Raw genomic sequence first — 18,635 nt, 5'->3', positions numbered from 1 at the left:
GACATGCCCTCGAGGGCTGGTCGTAAAGTGGTTGAGGCGCAGGCGCCGGGAGCATCCGCGCCAGACTGTTCCCGAGCCCCAGGAGCCTCGACATGCAAGAGTCCGCACCCATCGACGCGGCGGTGTTCGTCGGCGTCGATATCGCCAAGGGCGACCACTACGCCTGCGCTGTGACCCGCGAGGGCGCCGAGGTGCTGGCGCGGGTCGTTCCCAACGACGAGGCGGCGATCGGCCGGCTGATCGATGAGGCCGCCGGTCGCGGTGCGGAGCCTCAGTGTCATCGCGGTGGGTTCTACGCTCAGTGTGTCCACGACGTTCTGCGACACGAAGGTCGCTTGCGCGCCGGTGTCCACGAGAGCTCGGAATCTCGGCGCCTCCGCAGGATCGTCACGAAGTGGCACGGACACGGCAACGTCCAGCAGGATCTTTCTGTCCACTAACGGGACGTGGATTGTCGGCACGTTCAGGCCATGAGAGCGGAGGCGTAGAGCCCCATGTCGATGGGAGGTCTCGCCCCGATTTCAACATAGGAGAAGTGGCCCAGACCGTAACGCCGGTACCCTGCCTCGTAGGCACCGTCGACATCATCATGTATTGAGACGACCTTACCGTCGGCCATAAGGGCGATTCGACCACTGTGCTCCAGTTCCATATCCTCCTTATAGCTTTCAATATATTTACTGTAGTTGCGGTCGACTTCATCCCAATCCTGGATCACGAGTCCTCCTGTCCAGCACGCCTTGTCGTTGTTCTCGGCCCATGTTGATCATTGCGGCTTCGTTGACCATAGGCCGCCACGGGCGGACGGCGCGGCGTCGGATGCCTCGTGTGCCCGACGTGCCGACCGTGGCCGGTGCCGTCAACTGCTGGCTGCGAACCTCGGCGGCATTGCACCGACGATACCGCGGGGCCAGGGTGACTCGCAGGAATATGGGGAGGGGCACTCGATGGGCGCCCAGTCTTCCTCGGCTGCGGCGGCGATGGCGGCTTTGACGTGGGCGTATTGGGGGATCGTGACCGACCAGCGCACCTCGTGGGCGTCGAGGCGGTCGAGGAGGTCGTAGCTGAAGAACCCCGAGTCGGCGCGCACGCAGATCTTGCCTTCGGCGCTGGCGCGGCGCCTTTCGCTGCCGGCGTCCTGAGCGGTCGGCTCGTTGGGATGTGGGCTTGGGGCAGTGTGCTTGGTGGTGTTCGGTGATCGGAGGCGATCATGGGTCGCCGGAAGCCGTTGATCCCCTCTACCATCCTCGGCGTGTACCGCCCGGAGGGAGTCGCCGACCACCGCTGGATCGGCGACAAGCGCACGGGCGCCGTCTATGACCTCGACATGGTGCCCGCCGACGACTCCCCGCTGGCGGTCGGGCAGACGCCGCGCGCCGTCATCGACGAACTCGTGGCGTCGGGTCGCTATCTGTGCTTCGCGCCCGACACCCTGGCCGAGGCGCGCAACCGCGGTTACCGCCTGCGGGGCGGCTGAGTGGAGGAGATCCCCTCCGGGCCGCTGACGCTCTCGGGCTACCTGGCCCGGCCGCTTCGCTCCGACGGTGAGGTCCTGCGGGACCCGCGGCCGGCTGTCGTCATCTGCCACGGCCTGCCGGCGGCGCCCGGCGGCGGCGCCACGGCGGGGCGCTCCTACCACGTCCTGGCGGATCGCATCGCCGTCGAGATGGGTTGGTCGGCCCTGGTGCTCAACTACCGGGGCTGCGGGCTCTCCGAGGGCGACTTCTCGCTGCTGGGCTGGGTGACCGACGTGCGCGCCGCCGTCGAGTTCGTGTCGGTGCGGACCCGCACCCGGGGGATCTGGGTCGCCGGTTTCGGCACCGGCGGCGCAGTGGCGATCAGGGCCGCCGCCGGTGCGCCCGCCGTGACGGGGGCGGTTTCGGTGGGGGCGCCGGTCGATTTCGCCGACTGGGCAGCCAACAGCGAGCGCTTGCTGCGCCACGCCCGCGAGACCGGCGTGGTGCGCGACGACTTGTTCCCTCCCGACCGCAAGGCCTGGCGCGACCAGTTCGCCTCTTTCAGCACCGCCGCTGCGGCCGACCGCCTGGCGCCGCGGCCCCTGATGGTGGTGCACGGCTCCGACGACGAGTTGGTGCCGCCCCTGGACGCCCGCGCCATAGCCGACGCCCACGGGGCCGCCGATCTGCGCATCATCGCCGCGGGCGGTCACCGGCTGCGCTATGACCCGCGCTGTATCTCCCTGGTGCTGGGCTGGCTCGACCGCCACGGCCACGACATGGTGCTGGAGCCGGCGACGGTCGACGAGGCGTCGCTTGCGGAGACTCCGACCGCTCCTTGAGCGGGCCGTGCCGTCAGTCCGCGAAGGCGATCGCCCCGATGAAGAAGAGGATGACGATCACGATGAACACGATGCCGATCAGGCTGATGCACAGCCCCGCGATGGCGAGTCCCTTGTACGGCAGTCCCAGCCGCCTCGCCCGGCTGAGGCCGATCGAGGACAAGGTCACTGCCGCGGCCCAGAACACGACGTTCAGGTAGGGGATCGGGATCCACATCACGATCGAGCAGACAAACCCGGCGATCGCCATGGGGTTGCGCTGGTCGCCCCCGCGGCGCCCCGGGACGGCGGCGCCTCCGGCCCCAGCGAGTTGATCGGTGGGCGGCGCCTCCCAGACCTGCGGAGGCTGATCGCCACGGCCGGAGTCCTCCCACGGGAAATCCTCCGGAGAGCCCGAGGGCTCGGATCCGGGGCGATCCGGTTCGCCGCGGTCGTAACGCCGCTCCTCACGGTCGTAGCGATCCATCGCTCCTCCGGTCTGCCGTTGTCGCAGCCGGGTCAGTCCTGCTTGGATCGGCCGGCGGCTTTTTGTTCCTTCTTCCAGGCGCGTACCCGGGCGAGTGCTTCGGGGCCGTCGATGTCGGCGACCGAGCGGGGGGTGTCGTCGGCGAAGGGGCCGGCGTAGCCGTCCCACCCCGTGGGGCGGACGGCGAAACGCTTGGCCAGGATGGCCAGGAAGATCATGGACTTCTCGTCGCCGTAGCCCGGCAGGGCGCGCACCCTGTCGTACAGTTCCCGGCCGCTGGCGGCGGCGGCCCAGACCGCTGCGGCGTCGCCGTCGTACTGATCGGCCACGTGACGACAGAGTTCGTGGGCCCGGCGGGCCATCGCAGCGGGGAAGCGGTGCAGCGCCGGCTTGGTGCCGAAGACAGCTTCCAGGTCGGCCGGGTCCATGGCCGCGATGGCGGTGGCGTCCAACTCGCCGCCCAGCCGCTCGGCCAGCCGGTACGGCGACTTGAAAGCCCACTCCATCGGGATCTGCTGATCCAGCAGCATGGCCAGCAGCAGTGCCAGCGGTTCGTTGTTGACGAGCGCGTCAGCGGCGTTGTCGCCGGTGACGGCTAGCGTTCCAGCGGTCATACCCCGAGCGTATCGGCCGCACAGTGCCTGCGCTTTCACGCCTGCTGGGAGGCGATGGTGACAGAATCCCGAGGTGCGACGCGGCCGCCGCGCCGCGCCGCGGGGCGGAGTCGCCGGCGTCGTCGATCGGGAGCCTCGGAGGTGCCGCGGCGGGCGTGGGTTGTTCTGGCGGTGGTGTGCGTCAGCATCTTCCTGGTGGTGATCGACGCCTCCATCGTGAATGTGGCGTTCCCCACCATCGGTGCTGATCTGGGGACCACCGATGCCGTGCTCTCGTGGATCCTGACGGCCTACAACGTGACCGTCGCCTCGCTGCTGCTGCTGGCGGGGCGGACCGCCGACAGGCTGGGGCGCAAGCGGGTGTTCCTCGTCTCGGTGGGGGTCTTCACGCTGGGGTCGTTGCTGTGCAGCCTCGCGCCGGACGCAGCCTCGCTCATCGCCTTCAGAGTCGTGCAGGCGATCGGCGGCTCGGCGATCTTCCCGTCGTCCCTGGCGCTGGTGCTGCCGGAGTTCCCCATCGAGCGACGATCCATGGCCGTGGGCATCTGGTCCGCGGTTGCGGGCTTCGGCGGGGCGGTCGGCCCGTCCGCGGGCGCGCTGCTGATCGAGCTGTTCGGCTGGCGGGGAATCTTCTGGGCGAGCGTCCCGCTGGGTGCCGCCGTTGCGGTCCTGGGGCGTCGCTACCTGACCGAGACGCGGGTGGCAACCGACACCGGACGGCTGGACTTCATCGGCGTCCCGGTGAGCGTGCTGGGCGTGGCACTCGTGCTGCTGGCGGTGGTGCAGGCCGAGCACTGGGGTTTCGCCAGCGCCCGCACGCTCACACTGGCGTGCGTCGGGCTGGTCCTGCTGCCGGTCCTGGTGTGGCGGTCACGCCGCCACCCGTCGCCGGTACTGGACCTGTCGCTTTTCGGCATCCGGTCGTTCCGGGTGGCCACCTTCGCCACGATCTTCTTCGGATTCGCCTTCCTGGGCGGGTTCTTCCTCAACTCTCTGCTGCTGCAGCGTCTCTGGGAGTGGCCGGTCTGGAAGACGGGTCTGGGCCTCAGTCCCAGTCCACTGATGTCGGTCCTGGCCTCGTGGTGGGTCGGCCGCGCCGCCGACCGCCTCGGCCACCGCTGGCTCACCGCGGCGGGTAGCGGGTTGTGCATCGCCGCCTTCTCGTGGCAGTTCTGGCGCGTCGAGGCCACACCGGACTACGTGTCGGACTTCCTGCCGGCCATGCTGATGCTGGGAGCCGGAGTCGGGATGGCGATCACCTGCATCACGGCCGCGCCCCTGGCGGACCTTGGCAGCGACCAGTTCGCCATGGGAAATGCCACGGCCCGCACCGTGCAGCAGCTCTGCTACGCCGTCGGTGTGGCCGCGGTCGTGGCGCTGCTGGGCGCCGGCGGTGCCGAGGATCTCGCCCGCTACCCGCGTCCCTGGATCTGGCTCATCTGCTCCTACGCCTTGGCGGGACTGACGATAGCGCTCTTCTACCCCTCCGGCAGTGCCGCCGGGCGGGCCGGCCTGGCGGCAGGTGGTGTCGGCGGCGGATCGCCTGCACGCGACTAGCGCGGCCGGGAGTTCTCTCCGAGTTCCGCAGGGCACGGGCGTCGTTGCCGGCGCTGTGTGGATCCCGGCCTCCGCCGGGATGACGCAAGAGCCTGAACGGAGCGCCGATCGGTGGCCGCTAGGTGAGCGGGCCGCACTCGTAGTTGACGGGGTTGACCGCCTCGGGATCCACGCCGAAGCGCTCGATGGCGTCGCCCACCGCGGAGGGGTCGATCTCACCGTTGGCGACCAGCCCGGACAGGACGGCCACGGTGATGTGGGCGGCGTCCACCTCGAAGAAGCGCCGCAGCGCGCTGCGCGTGTCGCTGCGGCCGTAGCCGTCGGTGCCGAGCACCGAGAAGTGCCGGGGTGCCCAGCGGGCGATCTGATCGGGCACCAGGGTGAGGTAGTCGCTCACCGCTGTGATCGGGCCCTGCGAGCGGGCCAGCTCGGCGGTCACCGCCGGCAGGCGCGGCGCCTCGGTGGGGTGCAGGCGGTTCCAGCGCTCGGCGTCCAGGGCCTCCTCCCGCAGCCTCTTGTAGGAGGTTGCGCTCCAGAGCTCGGCGCCGGTGTCGTAGTGCTCGGCGAGCGTCGCCTGGGCCCCGCGGGCCGCAGCCTGCGCCGGGCCCGAGAACAGGATCGTGGCCCGGTGACGCATGCCCGCCGGCCCGGGATCCCAGCGGTACAGGCCGCTCATGATGTCGGCGTCGCTCACATGGTCGGCGCGGGCGGGCTGCAGGTAGTTCTCGTTGTAGATCGTGAGGTAGTAGAAGACGTCGTCGCCGTGCGCAGCCCCCGCCGGGGGATACATGCGCTCGAGCCCGCAGGCGATGATCGTGGCCATCTCGTAGGCGAAGGCCGGGTCGTAGGCCTGGCAGGCCGGCACCGAGGCGGCCAGCAGGTGGCTGTGGCCGTCCTGGTGCTGCAGTCCCTCCCCCATGAGGGTGGTGCGACCGGCGGTGGCGCCCAGCAGGAAGCCCCGGGCCCGGCTGTCGGCGGCCGACCAGATGAGGTCGCCCACCCGCTGGAAGCCGAACATCGAGTAGAAGGTGTACATCGGCACCATCGGCACGCCGAGGTTGGCGTAGCTGGTGCCTGCGGCGATCCACTCCGCCAGCGAGCCGGCCTCGGTGATGCCCTCCTCCAGGATCTGCCCGCCGGTGTCCTCGCTGTACGACAGCAGCAGATCATGGTCCACCGGCTCGTAGAGCTGCCCGCGTGGGGCGTAGATCTCGAACTCCCGGAACAGCGAGTCCATGCCGAAGGTGCGCGCCTCATCGGCCACGATCGGGGCCACGCGGGCGCCGAAGTCCTTGTCCCGCAGCAGCGAGCGCAGCATGCTGGTGAACGCCACCGTGGTGGAGACCTCCCGGTCGCCGGAGCCCTCGTCGAAGGTGGCGAAGACCTTGCGGTCGGGCTGGCGCAGCGGCCGCCGGTCCCGCACGAGGCGCGACGGCAGCAGGCCGTCCAGCGCCTGGCGGCGCCGGCGCATGTACACCATCTCCTCGGCGTCGGGCGGCGGCCGGTAGTACGGCGGCGAGGCGTCGTCGGCGAGCGCACTCTCGGGGATCTCCTCCCACAGGCCCAGCCGGTCCCGGAGTTCGAGCAGCTGGCGGGTGGTCATCTTCTTGATCTGGTGGGTGGCGTTGCGGCCCTCGAACCCCTTGCCCAGGCTCCAGCCCTTGATGGTCTTGGCCAGGATCACCGTCGGCGAGCCGGCGTTCTCGGTGGCGGCCTTGTAGGCGGCGTACAGCTTCTGGTGGTCGTGGCCGCCGCGGGGCAGGTTGGCGAGGTCCTCGTCGCCGTAGTCGGCCACCATGGCGCGCAGGCGCGGATCGGGGCCGAAGAAGTGCTCGCGGATGTAGTCCCCCGACTCGGTGGCGTAGCGCTGGTACTCGCCGTCGACGGTGGAGTTCATCTTGTTGAGCAGCAGACCGGTGTGGTCCCGCTTCAGGAGTTCGTCCCAGCGCGACCCCCAGATGACCTTGATGACGTTCCAGCCGGCGCCGCGGAACAGCCCCTCGAGTTCGGTGATGATCTGGCTGTTGCCCCGCACCGGCCCGTCGAGGCGCTGCAGGTTGCAGTTCACCACCCAGATGAGGTTGTCCAGTTCGGAGCGCCCCGCCAGGGAGACGGCGCCCAGCGTCTCCGGCTCGTCCATCTCGCCGTCGCCCACGAAGCACCAGACGCGCGACCCGGAGGTGTCGTCGATGCGCCGGTGCTGCAGGTAGCGGTTGAAGCGGGCGTGGTAGATGGAGTTGATGGGGCCGAGGCCCATGGACACGGTGGGGTACTCCCAGAAGTCGGGCATGAGCCGGGGGTGCGGGTAGCTGGAGACGCCCCGGCCGCCGATCTCCATCCGGAAGTTGTCGAGGTGCTCGGTGTCGAGGCGCCCCTCGAGGAAGGCGCGGGCGTAGATGCCGGGGGCGGCGTGGCCCTGGAAGTACACGTGGTCGCCCGGCAGGCCGTCGTCCTTGCCCCGGAAGAACCAGTTGAAGCCCACGTCGTACAGCGACGCCGAGGAGGCGAAGGTGGACAGGTGCCCGCCGATGCCGTCGGCCGCCTTGTTGGCCCGGATCACCATGACGGCGGCGTTCCAGCGGATGTAGCGCCGGATCAGCTTCTCGAGGTGCTCGTCGCCGGGGAAGAACGGCTGGCTGTCCGCGGGGATGGTGTTGACGTACGGGGTGGTGACGGTGGCGGGGATGCCGACGTCGAGCTGCTGCGCCCGCTCCAGCATCCGTGCCACGACCAGCCGGGCGCGCTCGGGGCCCCGCTCGTGGACCAGGGCGTCGAAGGAGTCGATCCACTCGCCGGTCTCGGTGGGATCGGTGTCGGGAAGCTGGTGCGAGAAATGTCCGCGCATCGGGGTTCATTCTCGCACGGTGCAAGAGTTATTGGGCCAAGTCCGCCGGCGCTCGGTCCGCGGTGCAGCAAGTTTCGGCCAAGTCCGCTGGCGCCAATTTTGCAGCTGTCGGGGTCGCCGAAGCGCTGATGGGGATGTGGCGCGTGCGAGGATGAGCGCTGTGATGGACGCACCGGGTCGTTCCCCGCAACGCACGATCGTGTACACCGATGGGGCCTGCCGGGGGAACCCGGGCCCCGGCGGCTGGGGTTGGGTGGTGCCCGACGGCCCCTGGGCGGCCGGCGCCGCGCCCGAGACGACCAACAACCGCATGGAGTTGCAGGCCGTCCTGGAGGCGCTCGGGGCGCTGGCGGGTTCCGATCCCGTGCGGGTGGTCACCGACTCCGCGTACATCGTGAACTGCTTCGAGCAGCGCTGGTGGGAGGGCTGGCAGCGGCGGGGCTGGCGCAACGCCAACAGGAAGCCGGTTAAGAACCAGGACCTGTGGGTGCCGCTGATCGAACAGGTCCTGGCGCGGGGTGTCGCGTTCCGCTGGGTGAAGGGACACGCCGGCGACCCCTGGAACGACGCGGCCGACCTCCTGGCCACGCAGGCGGCCGACACACAGAGCGGTGCCACGGGCGAGCGCTACCGCTTGCCGGGCGGCTGACCCCTTCCCTTGCTGACGTGATCTTGACGGCTACGCCGGGTTGGCTCGGGGGCGCGGCGGGCGAGTTGGGCAGTTTGGCGGCGGCCCTGGATGAGTAGTTCCAAGGTTGGTGGTCGTAGGCGAGGAGGCTCAACTTTCGCTAGGCACAATTCGTCTTCCCCCAAACCTTTGGCGCGACCCCAACTCCCAGCGCTGCTTGCGACTGCGCCTGCCCTCCTCGGTAGGGCTTACGCGACCGAGCTTCTCGAGGCTGCGGAGCTGGATCAGTACCGCTCCTCGGGTCACGCCGAACCGATCGGCGAGTTCCTTGCTCGTCATCGGCCCCTCCGAGAGGGTCTCGACGATTTCTTGCTGCCGCTTGGTCAGCCCGGCTTCGGCTGGTGTTGCACCGGTGTCGCCGACACCCTTCAGCGTGGGTGTGTCCGGGAGCAGCGGCAGCGGCGTCGCTCGACCCTCGGTCGGTCGTGTCGTTGCCAGTTCTCGGCGGCCAGCGTCGCGGACGCCGGCCGGGGGCTGGAGACGGTCGGCGAGAACCCACTCCGCCCAGCTCTTTCCGTCGATCCGCCGCAACATCCCCCGACGACCTAGATCGGTCAACTCGGTGGTCGCAGTGGCGGGATCACAGCCCGTCAGGGCGCGGTAGCCGCGGTTGTCGATCCTGCCGGTGCGTCGCGAGGCTGCAAGTCCGAGCCGTTGGCGGTCGGAGAGTTCAGCGTCCTCGATTGCCGAGAGCCATTCCAGAGCCTCGCCATCAAGCACCGTGTGGTTGCGAAGGACGACCCTGAATTCCGTGAGGCTGTGGATGATCTCCGGTGGTTCCAAGCCAGCGTCGCGCAGATACTTGGCGACGGAGACGAGGCCCGTGCCCACATTTTCGCAGACGGTTCGGTTGGACTGTGTGTTCGAGACGTCCTGGAGCAACTTGGCCAGGCGAGCGTTGCGGGCGGCGGTCACGGGCTCGGTCATGAGTCTCTCGGGGCTGAACGCTCCGTAGAGACCGCCGGGGCTCGTTATCTCCAGCCGGTCTGGATAGAGGGCCATTACGACAGGCTGACCGCGGACAGAAGAGTGGTAGTCGCGGTGCATAAGGGCGTTGACGACCACCTCGCGCACTGCCTCCAGCGGGTAGTCCCAATGGTCCTCCCGTCCGAGGCCGACGACAACGGCTCGCCGGCGCATGTTTCGGCGCAGCGCGTCGCCTGCCAGTTCGAGAATCTCCGGTATCGGCCCGTCGATCTGTTGGCTGTCTCGGTAGCGGGTCCCGTCCGCCAGCGGTTCGCCGGTCTCGGTGGCGAACGCCACGAACGTGACGTTAAGTCGTGGTGCGAACTGCTGGGGGTAGGTCCCCAGTGCCAGCAGGCCGGCGAGCGTGGGGACCTCCTCACCCCCTTCGCCGGTCAGAACTCCCAGCAGCCGGAGAATCGTGTTGTCGCCCGCGTCGCGCAGCGTCGGACCGCGGGTTGCTCTGATCCGGCGGAGCAGGAGGTCGCGGAGTTCCGCGTTGAGGTCCTCTGGCCTTGCTCCATCGACCGCCTGCTCGTCGTCGGTAGGCTGCCCCTTCGCGGCGAACAAGGCGTAGTGCTCGTAGCCGGTGAGTCGACGGTTGCCGTCGTGGGTCCGGATGTAGGCCCCCTCGAGGTGATCGGGTTGCTTCACGACGCACGGTTTCTGGCCCGGGTTGATCTCGTCCACTGCCGCCGCGACGACCGGACAGCCGTCGACTGTGCAGATTTCGATCTCCGGGCGGATGGGCGGCTGGAGGCTGTCGGCACACGCCGAGGCCAGCGAGGACGCGATTCTTGGTGCATCGATTCCGGACGGTTCGAAGCCCGGCTCGGCGAGCCCCAGGATGATCAGGCCGCCTCCCCAGTTGGCGAAGGCCGAGACGCTCTTGAGCACGCTCCTCGGGAAACCGCCGCTTGCGTCTTTGACCTCGACGCGCTGCAGGTCGGTTCCTGCCGCTCGTAGCGTTGGCAGTACGGATTGGAGCCGTTCTCCGAGCGCGCTCATGATAGCTGGCATGATAGCCAGATGATAGTGCAGATGCGAGAATCTCGCGGTTCGATATCGACGTGAGATGGCTATTATGAGATATTTGTCGTAGCAATGTGGCGGATCGCAGCGCGCGGAGCCTGTCATATGAGTCAGATGACTGGTGCAGTTCGCCTCGGCTGATCGCCCGCCTTCCCCCCAGGCTCGGTCGGCGTGCCGCGAGGCTGCAACGGGTGCCCGCTGGGTTGTGGAAAAAATATTCCGAGGTTGTCAACCGAACCGGCGGCTGAGGCGTCTGTGGAGCAAAGATCGCCGGGATCTTCCGGACGCCGCGGCCCGAGCGGTTGGAGCAGCAGGGTTGCGGCAGGTGGAATAGGCGGGTTCGGACCTTTGGAGCGAGGTCCGAGCCCGCCTCGACCTTTTCGACCACGGGACCTTTGGGGCCACGGGACTGTCGGCCACGGGCCCCGGCCTCCGTCTGCGACACTGAGGCAATGCCAGAGCCCCCCTCGCCGCCCACTCGCCACGGTCCGGCTTTCGGCCCCGAACCGCTGGCGCCGACGCTGTTCCTGGACCGCAGCGCGCTCGTCTTCGGCGACCGGACGGCGTTGATCGACGGGGAGCGCCGCTTCACCTACCGGGAGCTGCGGGAGCGCTGCATGCGGCTGGCGGGGGCGCTGGCCGAGGCGGGGGTGAGGCCCGGCGACCGGGTCTCGACGCTGGTTCCGAACACGCACGCGGCGCTGGAGTCGCACTTCGGCGTGGCCTGGGCCGGGGCCGTTCTGAACGCACTGAACACGCGCCTGTCGCCCGGCGAGCTGACCTGGATCGCCGACCATGCCGGGTCCCGGGTGCTCGTCTGTGACCACTCCCTGGCGGAGGTCGGCGAGGCGATCGTGGCGGGGGCCGACCACCCGGTGCAGCTGATCCTCTGCGGCGAGCCGGAAGACGACTACGAGCAGCGGCTCGCCGCCGCCGCGCCCCTGCGCCGCGACGTCGACGACGAGTGGGCGATGCTGAGCCTCAACTACACCTCGGGCACCACCGGGCGCCCCAAGGGCGTGATGTACTCCCACCGCGGCGCCTACCTGCAGGCGCTGGCCATGGTCGCCCAGGGAGGCCTCGACGCCGCCGGCGTGTTCCTTTGGACCCTGCCGATGTTCCACTGCAACGGCTGGTGCTATCCGTGGGCGGTCACCGCGGCCGGCGGCGTGCACGTGGCGCTGCGCCGTGTCGATGCCGAGGCGGTCTGGTCGGAGATCCACCGGCGGGGCATCACCCACCTCAACGCCGCCCCCACCGTGCTGACGATGCTGGCCGCCCACCCCGGCGCCACCCCGGCGGCCTCCCCGGTGCACGTGGCCGTGGGCGGGGCGCCGCCGTCGCCCAGCCTGCTGGCCCGCCTCGCCGACCTGAACCTGCACGTCACGCACCTCTACGGGTTGACCGAGAGTTACGGCCCGGCGGTGATCTGCGACTGGCGTCCCGAATGGGGCACCCTCGGGCCCGCCGAGCAGGCCCGGCGCAAGGCGCGCCAAGGTGTGGCCAACGTCGCCTGCTCGCCGCTGCGGGTCGTGGACGCCGAGGGCCGCGACGTGCCCCCCGACGGCGCCACGGCCGGCGAGGTGGTCCTGCGGGGCAACGTCGTGATGCTCGGCTACTACCGCGACCCCGGAGCTACGGCCGCGGCGACCCTGCAGCGTCCCGACGGCGCCTGGTTCCGCACCGGCGACGTGGGTGTGGTGCACCCCGACGGCTACATGGAGGTGCGCGACCGGGCCAAGGACGTGATCATCAGCGGCGGGGAGAACATCGCCTCGATCGAAGTGGAGCAGACCCTGGCCCGCCATCCCGGGGTGCTCGAGGCGGCCGTGGTGGGTGCGCCCGACGAGACCTGGGGCGAGGTGCCGGTGGCGTTCGTCGTGCCGCGCCCGGGATCCTCGGTGACCGAGGAGGAGCTGATCGAGTTCGTCCGCAACTCCATCGCCCGCTTCAAGGCGCCCAGACGGGTGATCTTCGGCGATCTCCCCAGGACCAGCACCGGCAAGATCCAGAAGTTCGCGTTGCGGGAGCGGCTCCGGCACTGAGCGCCGCCGGGCCCCTCAATCGATCCGGGCTCGCAGCCGGCGGTCGACCGCCGGGTCGGCGGCTGCGGGATCCAGCAGGTATTCGGGGCTGCCGCCCCGCAGCCACTCGAGCGCCTGTGCCAGCGCCTGGGTCACGAGCCGGTCCGTGCCGGCCGTCGTTGCCGAGGCAACGTGGGGCGTGACCACAACGTCGTCCCGGTGCAGCAGAGGGTGGTCGGCGGGCAGCGGCTCGGGATCGGTCACGTCCAGTCCGGCGCCGGCGACCTGGCCGGACTCCACGGCGGCGAGGAGGGCGTCGTGATCCACGAGGGCGCCGCGGGCGCAGTTGATGATCACCACGCCAGGACGCATCGCCGCCAGTGAGGTGGCGTCGACGAGGTGGCGTGTCGCGGTCGTGGCGGGGGCGTGCAGCGACACGACGTCGGCGGCGGACCAGATCTCGGTGAGTTCGACCAGCCTGCCCACGGGCGCGACATCGAGGTGGGGATCGTGTGCCAGCACCTGCATGCCCAGCGCCTCGGCGTAGGCGCCCAGGCGCCTCCCGATGCGACCGCAGCCGATGAGACCGAGAGTGCGGCCGTCGAGTTCGAGACCGCCGACAGAGGCCGGGGTCCCAACCAGCCCGTCGCCGTCGCGGAGGCGGCGCTCGGCGGGCTTGAGGCGCTTGCTGACGGCCAGCAGCAGCATCAGGGCGTGTTCAGCGGTCGAGATCGTGGGCGCGTCGGGAGCGTTGCAGACGGCGACGCCGTGGGCGGCGCAGGCCGCAACGTCCACGTTGTCGAAACCGATGCCACGTCGAACCACGACCTTCAGGTCGGGCAATCGCCGGCAGGCGGCGTCGCCCCACGGCTCGCTCGCCCCCACGATCGCCGCCTCGGCGCCCGCCCGGCTGCCGACGAGGTCCACGTCGGCGGGCATCTCGATGTCCGGCACCGGCCCGTCGATCCAGACCCGGTACCTCTGATCGCTCGGCCTCATGACGCTCTGACTCATGTCTGCGCCGCCGGGACCAGCCCGCTGACGGTGGCGAGGCCGAGCGAGTCGGAGTAGCAGAGGTTCCAGGCGTCGGAGGCAGCGGCGTCGGGGGACAGCGGGGCCGTCAGGGCGCAGAGGCTGAACACGACGCGAGTGCCTGCCGGTGGGTAGCCCGGCCAGTCCAGCTCGCCGCCGGCCCGCGGCAGCGACCGCACGCCCGGGGGCAGCGGCCCGCCGAAGAGCCCGGCGCTGGAGGGACCGAGCCCGGCGACGGCCCACAGCACCGGTGGCTCCTGCGGATCGAAGGCGCTGACGAGCACCACCAACTCCGTGGTCAGGGGCGGGATGTTCCACCACACCAGAGTCGGCGGTTCGCCCGTCTCCAGCAGTCCCGGGGGCAGCTCGCCGCCTGGTGCGAAGTCGGTGCCCTCGATGAGCATGCCGCCGGGTCCCTGGCTCTGGTTGACCGGTACGAAGCGGGCCTGGGAGGCGGCGAAGTTGGGCGGGGCGCGCAACTCCCGCCCCGATGAGCCGCATCCGGTTGCGACGAGTGCGGCGACTGCCACCAGGATCAGGGCGCGGCCGCCAACTCGGCGGCTGCCGGTGTGCCGGTGGCGCCGGCCGGAGCCACCCACGGCCGTTCGGGATCGGTGACGTCCCATGGCGCCAGCGTAGGAAGCGCATCCCGCCGCCACGAGCATTCCGGTCGCAAATTCCGCCGGGTTCCTGCACGCTGGGGGAGACTTGGTCACTACTCGGCCCCGGGGAGCGTGGCATGGACCGAACCTTCCCGCTGCTGGCGAGGTTCCGTCTGCGGCGCGCACCCCCGCAGGGGCGAGGCGTTCCCGGTGTGCCCCACTGGGCGGGCATGCAGAGCCTCGTGGCTCTGGGGCTGCTGGCCACCGTCAGCGTCGTGGTGGGGATCCTGCTCGGTGCCAGCGCCGACCGCCTGGGGCAGCTCGGCGGGCTGCTGCTGATGGTGCCGGCCGCCATCGCGCTGCAGGGGAAGATCTTCGGGGCTCTCGGGTCGCGCCTGGGCACCGCCATTCACGCCGGCACCTTCCGCCTGAGCCTGCGCCCCGCAACCGTCGTGGGGGAGAACATCCTGGCCGGCCTGGCGCTCAGCATCGTGTCCTCGGCGATACTGGCGATGCTGGCCAAGGCGGCGGCGGAGCTCTTCAACATCCCCGTGCCGATGAGCCTGGCGGCCTTCGTGGTCATCAGCACGCTCGGGGGCGTGATCTCGTCGCTGTTCGTGCTGGTGGTGGCGCTGGGGATGACAGCCGGCTCGGTGCGCCTCGGCTGGGACCCCGACAACGTGACGGCCCCGCTGGTGACCGCCGCGGCCGACGTGATCACGCTGCCGGTGTTGCTGCTGGTGGTTCCGCTGGCCGAGTCCGAGGCGGTGGTGGGCGCGGTGGCCATCGTCTGCGGCGCGGCCGCCTTGGTCACCGCTGTGAGCGTCTGGCAGACCGGCGGCACTTCGCTGCGCGCCATCCTGCGGGAGTCCTTCGGCGTGCTGGTGATCGCGCTGCTGCTGGACCTCGGCGCCGGGGTGATCGTCGAGCAGCAGGAGGTGTTCCTCGGACGGCTCCCGAGCCTGCTGGTGTTGCTGCCGGGGTACCTGGCGGTCGGGGGCGCGCTCGGTGGCATCCTCTCGAGCCGGCTGGCATCCAAGCTGCACCTGGGTCTCATCGAACCGTCGGCGGTTCCGGGCCGCGAGGCTCGCCGGGAGGTGCGCAACACCTTTGTGATGGGACTTCCCGCCCTCGCCGGAACGGGAGCGCTCGCCTACGGCGCCGCCAGGATCGCCGGTCTGGCCGGTCCCGGGCCGGCGGACATGATCGGCGTGGCGCTGCTCGGCGGCCTGGTTGCGGTGGCGGCGGCCGCTCTCGTAGCGTACTACGGCACGATCCTGGCAGAGCGTTTCGGTCTGGACCCCGACACCTACGGCATCCCGCTGGTCACCTCGGTGATGGACCTGGTTGGCGCCCTCACCCTGGTGGCGGCGCTGGCGGCGCTGGCGATCCTGTGATGGGCACCGGTTCCGACGACGCGCTGAGGGTGCCGCGCCGGCGGCGCGATAGTCTCGCGAAGACACCGATGGACGAACGCCCCCGGAATCTGCGCTCGATGCTCGCCGAGGCCAAGGACCTCAGCGAGTTGATGGTCGACTTGGCGTATGCCTCGGTCTGCTTCGGTCACCCCGAGTTGGCCACCGAGGTGCGCGCCCTCGAGGAGCAGATGAGCGACCTGGTGCACGACATGCGCGCCGTCTGCGTGAAGGCCGCGCGCCGCCCCCGGGATGCCGGCGGCATGTCCTCGGTGCTGCAGGTGGTGAGTGCGATCGAGCGCATCGCCAACGCCGCTGTGGACATCGCCCGGGTCGTCACCCACCAGTTGGGGATCCCCGCCGAGTTGGTGGTCTCGCTGTCGGCCGCCGAAGAGGTCTCGCACCGGGCGCAGGTCGCCGAGGGCTCCGCCATGGCCCACCGACCCGTCGGCGCCCTCGAGTTGCCGGTGGCGACCGGCACGCGCATCATGGCCATCCGCCGGGGCCGGCAGTGGATCACCGGCGTGGGCGGCGAGGACGTGCTGATGCCCGGTGACGCCCTGTTCATGCGCGGCTCGTCCGACGGCATCCCCCGGATCCGCGAACTCGCCGGAGACGAGGCGTGGGTTCCGCCCGAGGCGCCCGCGGAGTCCTCCATCAGCGACCTCGACCGTGCCGCCGACCTGCTCGTGGAGATGAAGAACCTCTCCGAGGTGTCGGTGGATCTGGCGTATTCCGCCCTGGTGCTGGGCGATCCGGGTCTGGCGGCGCAGGTGCGCCAGTTGGAGTCCCGGCTCGACGACGGCCACGACGAGTTGGAGGTGTGGGTTCTGCGGGCGGCCGCCGATCACGCCGACCCTGCGCCGCTGCGCGGCCTGCTGCACATCTCCAAGGCGGCCGAGGACCTGGGCGACCAGGCCTGCCAGATGGTGTGGCTCGTGGAGAAGGGCGAGGACGTGCACCCCATCCTGGAGATCGCCCTGGGCGACTCCGACGAGGTCGTCGTGGACTACCCGGTTGCCGCGGGATCCCCGGTCGACGGCTGTTCCCTGGCCGAGTTGGGCTTGAACATCGAACCCGGCTTCACCGTGCTGACCATCCTGCGGGGTCAGCGGTACCTGTACCGGCCGCGGGGGCCGACCGTGCTGCAGGCGGGAGATGAGGTGATCGCCTCGGGTCCCGACGAGGGACGCGGCGCGTTCGCCGCCCTGCTGGGCTGGAACCTCGAGCGAGACCCGGAGACGGGCACCGATCAGTTGTCGCCCCGGGCGGGAGTGCTCGGGGTGCGGGCCTGAAGTCCCCGGCCGCGGATGGGGCGTCCTTGAGTCTGGATTCCGGCCTTCGCCGGAATGACGATGTTCGCCGGGGTGACGATGTCCGCCGGAACGATGCCCGCGGGGGTGGTGATGCCCGCCGGAACGATGCCCGCGGGGGTGGTGATGCCCGCCGGAACGGGGGCGAGGTCGCGGGCTCGGAATTGCGTCTGCTGACCGTGCACGCGCATCCCGACGACGAGTCCTCCAAGGGGGCGGCCACGGTGGCCCGCTACAGCGACGAGGGGGTGCGCACCGTGCTGGTGTGCTGCACCGGCGGCGAGGAGGGCGACATCCTGAACCCCGCCGCCGACCTGCCGGGGGTGCGCGAGCGGCTGGCCGAGGTGCGGCGCGCCGAGCTCGAGCGCGCCGCGGCGATCATCGGCTACCACGAGGTGCTGTGGCTGGGCTACCGCGACTCGGGCTATCCCGAGGCGCCCGACGTCCACGAGGAGCCCGCCGGGCCACCGGAACTCCCGGCCGGCTCGTTCGGGGCGGCGCCGCTGGAGGAGGCCACGGAACGCCTCGTGGCGATCCTGCGTGCCCGGCGCCCTCACGTGGTCGTCATCTATCCCGACGACCAGCAGGGCTACCGCCACCCCGACCACCTGCGGGTGCACGACGTGGGTCTGGCGGCCTACGAGGCGGCCGGCGACCCTCTGGCGTTCCCTGCCGCGGGCCCGCCCTGGCACCCGCCCAAGCTCTACTACTCGCTGTGGTCCAAGGCCCGGATGCTGGCGATACACGAAGCGTTCGGCGAGCTGGGCTTGCAGTCCCCCTACGAGGAGTGGTGGTTCGAGCGGCCCTGGCAGGATCACCGCATCACCACCCGGATCGAGGTGGCGAAGTGGTACGACCGGCGCTGCGACGCACTGCTGGCCCATGAGACGCAGGTGGATCCCGACTCGCCGTTCTGGTTCGGGCTGCCGCGGGAGGTGGCAGCCGAGGCCTACCCCTGCGAGGACTACATCCTGGCGCGCTCCGACGTGGCGACCGAACTGCCCGAGGACGACCTGTTCGCCGGGCTGCGGGGTCCGGGCGGCTGAGGAGCCCCGGACGTGGAGGACTTCGGGAGCGAGGGCTGGCTGGCCGGCGTGCGTGCCGCCGCCGAGGCGCTCCCGGCGGTCCCGGGCTGCAGCGTACGCGCCCGCCTGGAGATCGCCGGTGGCCCCGGCGGTCCCTGCCGGCTCGGAGTGGTCATCAGCGACGGCCGGCTGGTGGAGTTGAGCCCCGGGCGCCTCAGCGACCCCGACTGCACGGTGTCGTGCAACGCCGCCGACGCCGGGGGGATCCTCCGCGGCGAGCTGGACCCTGCGGTTGCCTACATGCAGGGGCGCCTCAAGGTCGACGGGTCCTACGAGCGGGTGCTCTTCGGCCTGCGTCCCGCCCTCGGTTCGGCGGCCTTCGCCGCCTTCGCCGAGCGGGTGCGCGCCCTGACCGCAGGCGGCTGAGCAGGCGCCGGAGGGCGCCGCGCGTCAGGCCGGCCGCGCTCACGACGCGGTTGGAATCGTCTCAGGCCACGCAGTGGGTGATGGTGGTCTCGTCCTTCATCGCCGCTCGCCGTGACGTAGCCGGTCCGATTCCTCGGTCCCGTGCCGCGAATCGGAAGGTTGGCGGGGGGCGTAGGCACTGCGGTTCCCGTTGGATCTGTGGTTTCCCCTACATGGTCACCCAGACCGTGGTCGTCGATACCGCCGCCGAGGTCGTGGCTCTCACCCTGCGGCGAGGACAATGGCGACGTCTTGTCAGCAGTAGATAAGCCGATTCCGTCTCCTTGTCTCACCC

General features: G+C 70.4%; 18 protein-coding genes. 10 read left to right on the top strand and 8 right to left on the bottom strand.

The window, feature by feature from the left end; all coding sequences use genetic code 11:
* Window positions 1-92: 92 nt before the first annotated feature.
* On the top strand, window positions 93-440 hold the full coding sequence (locus OXG55_04095) for a transposase (protein MCY4102436.1): 348 nt from the start codon (window positions 93-95) through the stop codon (window positions 438-440).
* Between the two features lie 23 nt (window positions 441-463).
* On the opposite strand, the gene OXG55_04090 is transcribed toward OXG55_04095, so the two are convergent.
* Together OXG55_04090 and OXG55_04085 are read right to left on the bottom strand one after the other, a co-directional pair.
* The gene (locus OXG55_04090) at window positions 464-718 is read right to left on the bottom strand and encodes a hypothetical protein (protein ID MCY4102435.1); all 255 of its coding nucleotides are present in this window, start codon (window positions 716-718) and stop codon (window positions 464-466) included.
* A gap of 141 nt (window positions 719-859) precedes the next feature.
* Window positions 860-1,090 (bottom strand): hypothetical protein, encoded by a 231-nt coding sequence (locus OXG55_04085; GenBank protein ID MCY4102434.1) that lies wholly within the window; start codon window positions 1,088-1,090, stop codon window positions 860-862.
* A 120-nt stretch (window positions 1,091-1,210) separates the two neighbouring features.
* Here OXG55_04085 and OXG55_04080 point away from each other — a divergent pair, with 120 nt between their 5' ends.
* Together OXG55_04080 and OXG55_04075 are read left to right on the top strand one after the other, a co-directional pair.
* Entirely contained in the window at window positions 1,211-1,477 is a 267-nt protein-coding gene (locus OXG55_04080; GenBank protein MCY4102433.1) for a hypothetical protein, read from the top strand.
* Window positions 1,478-2,299 (top strand): alpha/beta hydrolase, encoded by an 822-nt coding sequence (locus OXG55_04075; protein ID MCY4102432.1) that lies wholly within the window; start codon window positions 1,478-1,480, stop codon window positions 2,297-2,299.
* Between the two features lie 13 nt (window positions 2,300-2,312).
* Here OXG55_04075 and OXG55_04070 read toward each other — a convergent pair whose 3' ends face one another.
* Together OXG55_04070 and OXG55_04065 are read right to left on the bottom strand one after the other, a co-directional pair.
* The gene (locus tag OXG55_04070; protein MCY4102431.1) at window positions 2,313-2,765 is read right to left on the bottom strand and encodes a DUF4190 domain-containing protein; all 453 of its coding nucleotides are present in this window, start codon (window positions 2,763-2,765) and stop codon (window positions 2,313-2,315) included.
* Window positions 2,766-2,797: 32 nt separating this feature from the next.
* The gene (locus OXG55_04065) at window positions 2,798-3,379 is read right to left on the bottom strand and encodes a Fe-S cluster assembly protein HesB (GenBank protein ID MCY4102430.1); all 582 of its coding nucleotides are present in this window, start codon (window positions 3,377-3,379) and stop codon (window positions 2,798-2,800) included.
* Between the two features lie 141 nt (window positions 3,380-3,520).
* Here OXG55_04065 and OXG55_04060 point away from each other — a divergent pair, with 141 nt between their 5' ends.
* Window positions 3,521-4,936 (top strand): MFS transporter, encoded by a 1,416-nt coding sequence (locus OXG55_04060; GenBank protein ID MCY4102429.1) that lies wholly within the window; start codon window positions 3,521-3,523, stop codon window positions 4,934-4,936.
* A 118-nt stretch (window positions 4,937-5,054) separates the two neighbouring features.
* Here the strand turns inward: OXG55_04060 and aceE are convergent, their stop codons facing one another.
* Entirely contained in the window at window positions 5,055-7,781 is a 2,727-nt protein-coding gene (gene aceE / locus OXG55_04055) for a pyruvate dehydrogenase (acetyl-transferring), homodimeric type (protein MCY4102428.1), read from the bottom strand.
* Between the two features lie 163 nt (window positions 7,782-7,944).
* Here aceE and OXG55_04050 point away from each other — a divergent pair, with 163 nt between their 5' ends.
* The gene (locus OXG55_04050) at window positions 7,945-8,430 is read left to right on the top strand and encodes a ribonuclease HI (protein MCY4102427.1); all 486 of its coding nucleotides are present in this window, start codon (window positions 7,945-7,947) and stop codon (window positions 8,428-8,430) included.
* Between the two features lie 129 nt (window positions 8,431-8,559).
* Here OXG55_04050 and OXG55_04045 read toward each other — a convergent pair whose 3' ends face one another.
* Window positions 8,560-10,440 (bottom strand): putative DNA binding domain-containing protein, encoded by a 1,881-nt coding sequence (locus OXG55_04045; GenBank protein MCY4102426.1) that lies wholly within the window; start codon window positions 10,438-10,440, stop codon window positions 8,560-8,562.
* 476 nt (window positions 10,441-10,916) lie between these two features.
* Here OXG55_04045 and OXG55_04040 point away from each other — a divergent pair, with 476 nt between their 5' ends.
* Window positions 10,917-12,509 carry an acyl--CoA ligase family protein gene (locus tag OXG55_04040; GenBank protein MCY4102425.1) on the top strand — a complete coding sequence of 531 codons (1,593 nt, stop codon included), beginning with the start codon at window positions 10,917-10,919 and terminating at the stop codon, window positions 12,507-12,509.
* Window positions 12,510-12,524: 15 nt separating this feature from the next.
* Here the strand turns inward: OXG55_04040 and OXG55_04035 are convergent, their stop codons facing one another.
* Window positions 12,525-13,502: a hypothetical protein gene (locus OXG55_04035; GenBank protein ID MCY4102424.1), complete on the bottom strand. Its 978-nt coding sequence runs from the start codon at window positions 13,500-13,502 to the stop codon at window positions 12,525-12,527.
* Window positions 13,499-14,146 carry a hypothetical protein gene (locus OXG55_04030; protein MCY4102423.1) on the bottom strand — a complete coding sequence of 216 codons (648 nt, stop codon included), beginning with the start codon at window positions 14,144-14,146 and terminating at the stop codon, window positions 13,499-13,501. Before OXG55_04030 ends, OXG55_04035 begins: the two co-directional genes overlap by 4 nt.
* 113 nt (window positions 14,147-14,259) lie before the next feature.
* Between OXG55_04030 and OXG55_04025 the strand changes: the two genes are divergently transcribed.
* From OXG55_04025 to OXG55_04010, 4 genes are all read left to right on the top strand, one after another.
* Complete coding sequence (locus OXG55_04025; GenBank protein MCY4102422.1) at window positions 14,260-15,519, top strand: magnesium transporter; 1,260 nt, start codon at window positions 14,260-14,262, stop codon at window positions 15,517-15,519.
* Between the two features lie 68 nt (window positions 15,520-15,587).
* Window positions 15,588-16,832 (top strand): potassium channel protein, encoded by a 1,245-nt coding sequence (locus OXG55_04020; protein MCY4102421.1) that lies wholly within the window; start codon window positions 15,588-15,590, stop codon window positions 16,830-16,832.
* Between the two features lie 182 nt (window positions 16,833-17,014).
* Window positions 17,015-17,896, top strand: coding sequence for a mycothiol conjugate amidase Mca (mca, locus tag OXG55_04015; GenBank protein ID MCY4102420.1), 882 nt, complete (start codon window positions 17,015-17,017; stop codon window positions 17,894-17,896).
* Window positions 17,897-17,908: 12 nt separating this feature from the next.
* Window positions 17,909-18,301 (top strand): SCP2 sterol-binding domain-containing protein, encoded by a 393-nt coding sequence (locus tag OXG55_04010; GenBank protein MCY4102419.1) that lies wholly within the window; start codon window positions 17,909-17,911, stop codon window positions 18,299-18,301.
* Window positions 18,302-18,635: the final 334 nt, after the last annotated feature.

The sequence above is a fragment of the bacterium genome, assembly GCA_026708055.1.
In the GTDB taxonomy this organism is placed as follows: Bacteria; Actinomycetota; Acidimicrobiia; order Acidimicrobiales; family CATQHL01; genus VXNF01.
This window is presented reverse-complemented; position numbering and strand designations above follow the sequence as displayed.

Excerpts from the sequence above, each read along its gene's own strand:
- OXG55_04040 (MCY4102425.1), top strand. The coding sequence starts at position 10,917 with ATGCCAGAGCCCCCCTCGCCGCCCACTCGCCACGGTCCGGCTTTCGGC.
- OXG55_04080 (MCY4102433.1), top strand. The coding sequence starts at position 1,211 with ATGGGTCGCCGGAAGCCGTTGATCCCCTCTACCATCCTCGGCGTGTAC.
- OXG55_04030 (MCY4102423.1), bottom strand. The coding sequence starts at position 14,146 with ATGGGACGTCACCGATCCCGAACGGCCGTGGGTGGCTCCGGCCGGCGC.
- OXG55_04025 (MCY4102422.1), top strand. The coding sequence starts at position 14,260 with ATGGACCGAACCTTCCCGCTGCTGGCGAGGTTCCGTCTGCGGCGCGCA.
- OXG55_04020 (MCY4102421.1), top strand. The coding sequence starts at position 15,588 with ATGGACGAACGCCCCCGGAATCTGCGCTCGATGCTCGCCGAGGCCAAG.
- aceE (MCY4102428.1), bottom strand. The coding sequence starts at position 7,781 with ATGCGCGGACATTTCTCGCACCAGCTTCCCGACACCGATCCCACCGAG.
- OXG55_04095 (MCY4102436.1), top strand. The coding sequence starts at position 93 with ATGCAAGAGTCCGCACCCATCGACGCGGCGGTGTTCGTCGGCGTCGAT.
- OXG55_04065 (MCY4102430.1), bottom strand. The coding sequence starts at position 3,379 with ATGACCGCTGGAACGCTAGCCGTCACCGGCGACAACGCCGCTGACGCG.
- OXG55_04035 (MCY4102424.1), bottom strand. The coding sequence starts at position 13,502 with ATGAGTCAGAGCGTCATGAGGCCGAGCGATCAGAGGTACCGGGTCTGG.
- OXG55_04070 (MCY4102431.1), bottom strand. The coding sequence starts at position 2,765 with ATGGATCGCTACGACCGTGAGGAGCGGCGTTACGACCGCGGCGAACCG.
- OXG55_04050 (MCY4102427.1), top strand. The coding sequence starts at position 7,945 with ATGGACGCACCGGGTCGTTCCCCGCAACGCACGATCGTGTACACCGAT.
- OXG55_04045 (MCY4102426.1), bottom strand. The coding sequence starts at position 10,440 with ATGAGCGCGCTCGGAGAACGGCTCCAATCCGTACTGCCAACGCTACGA.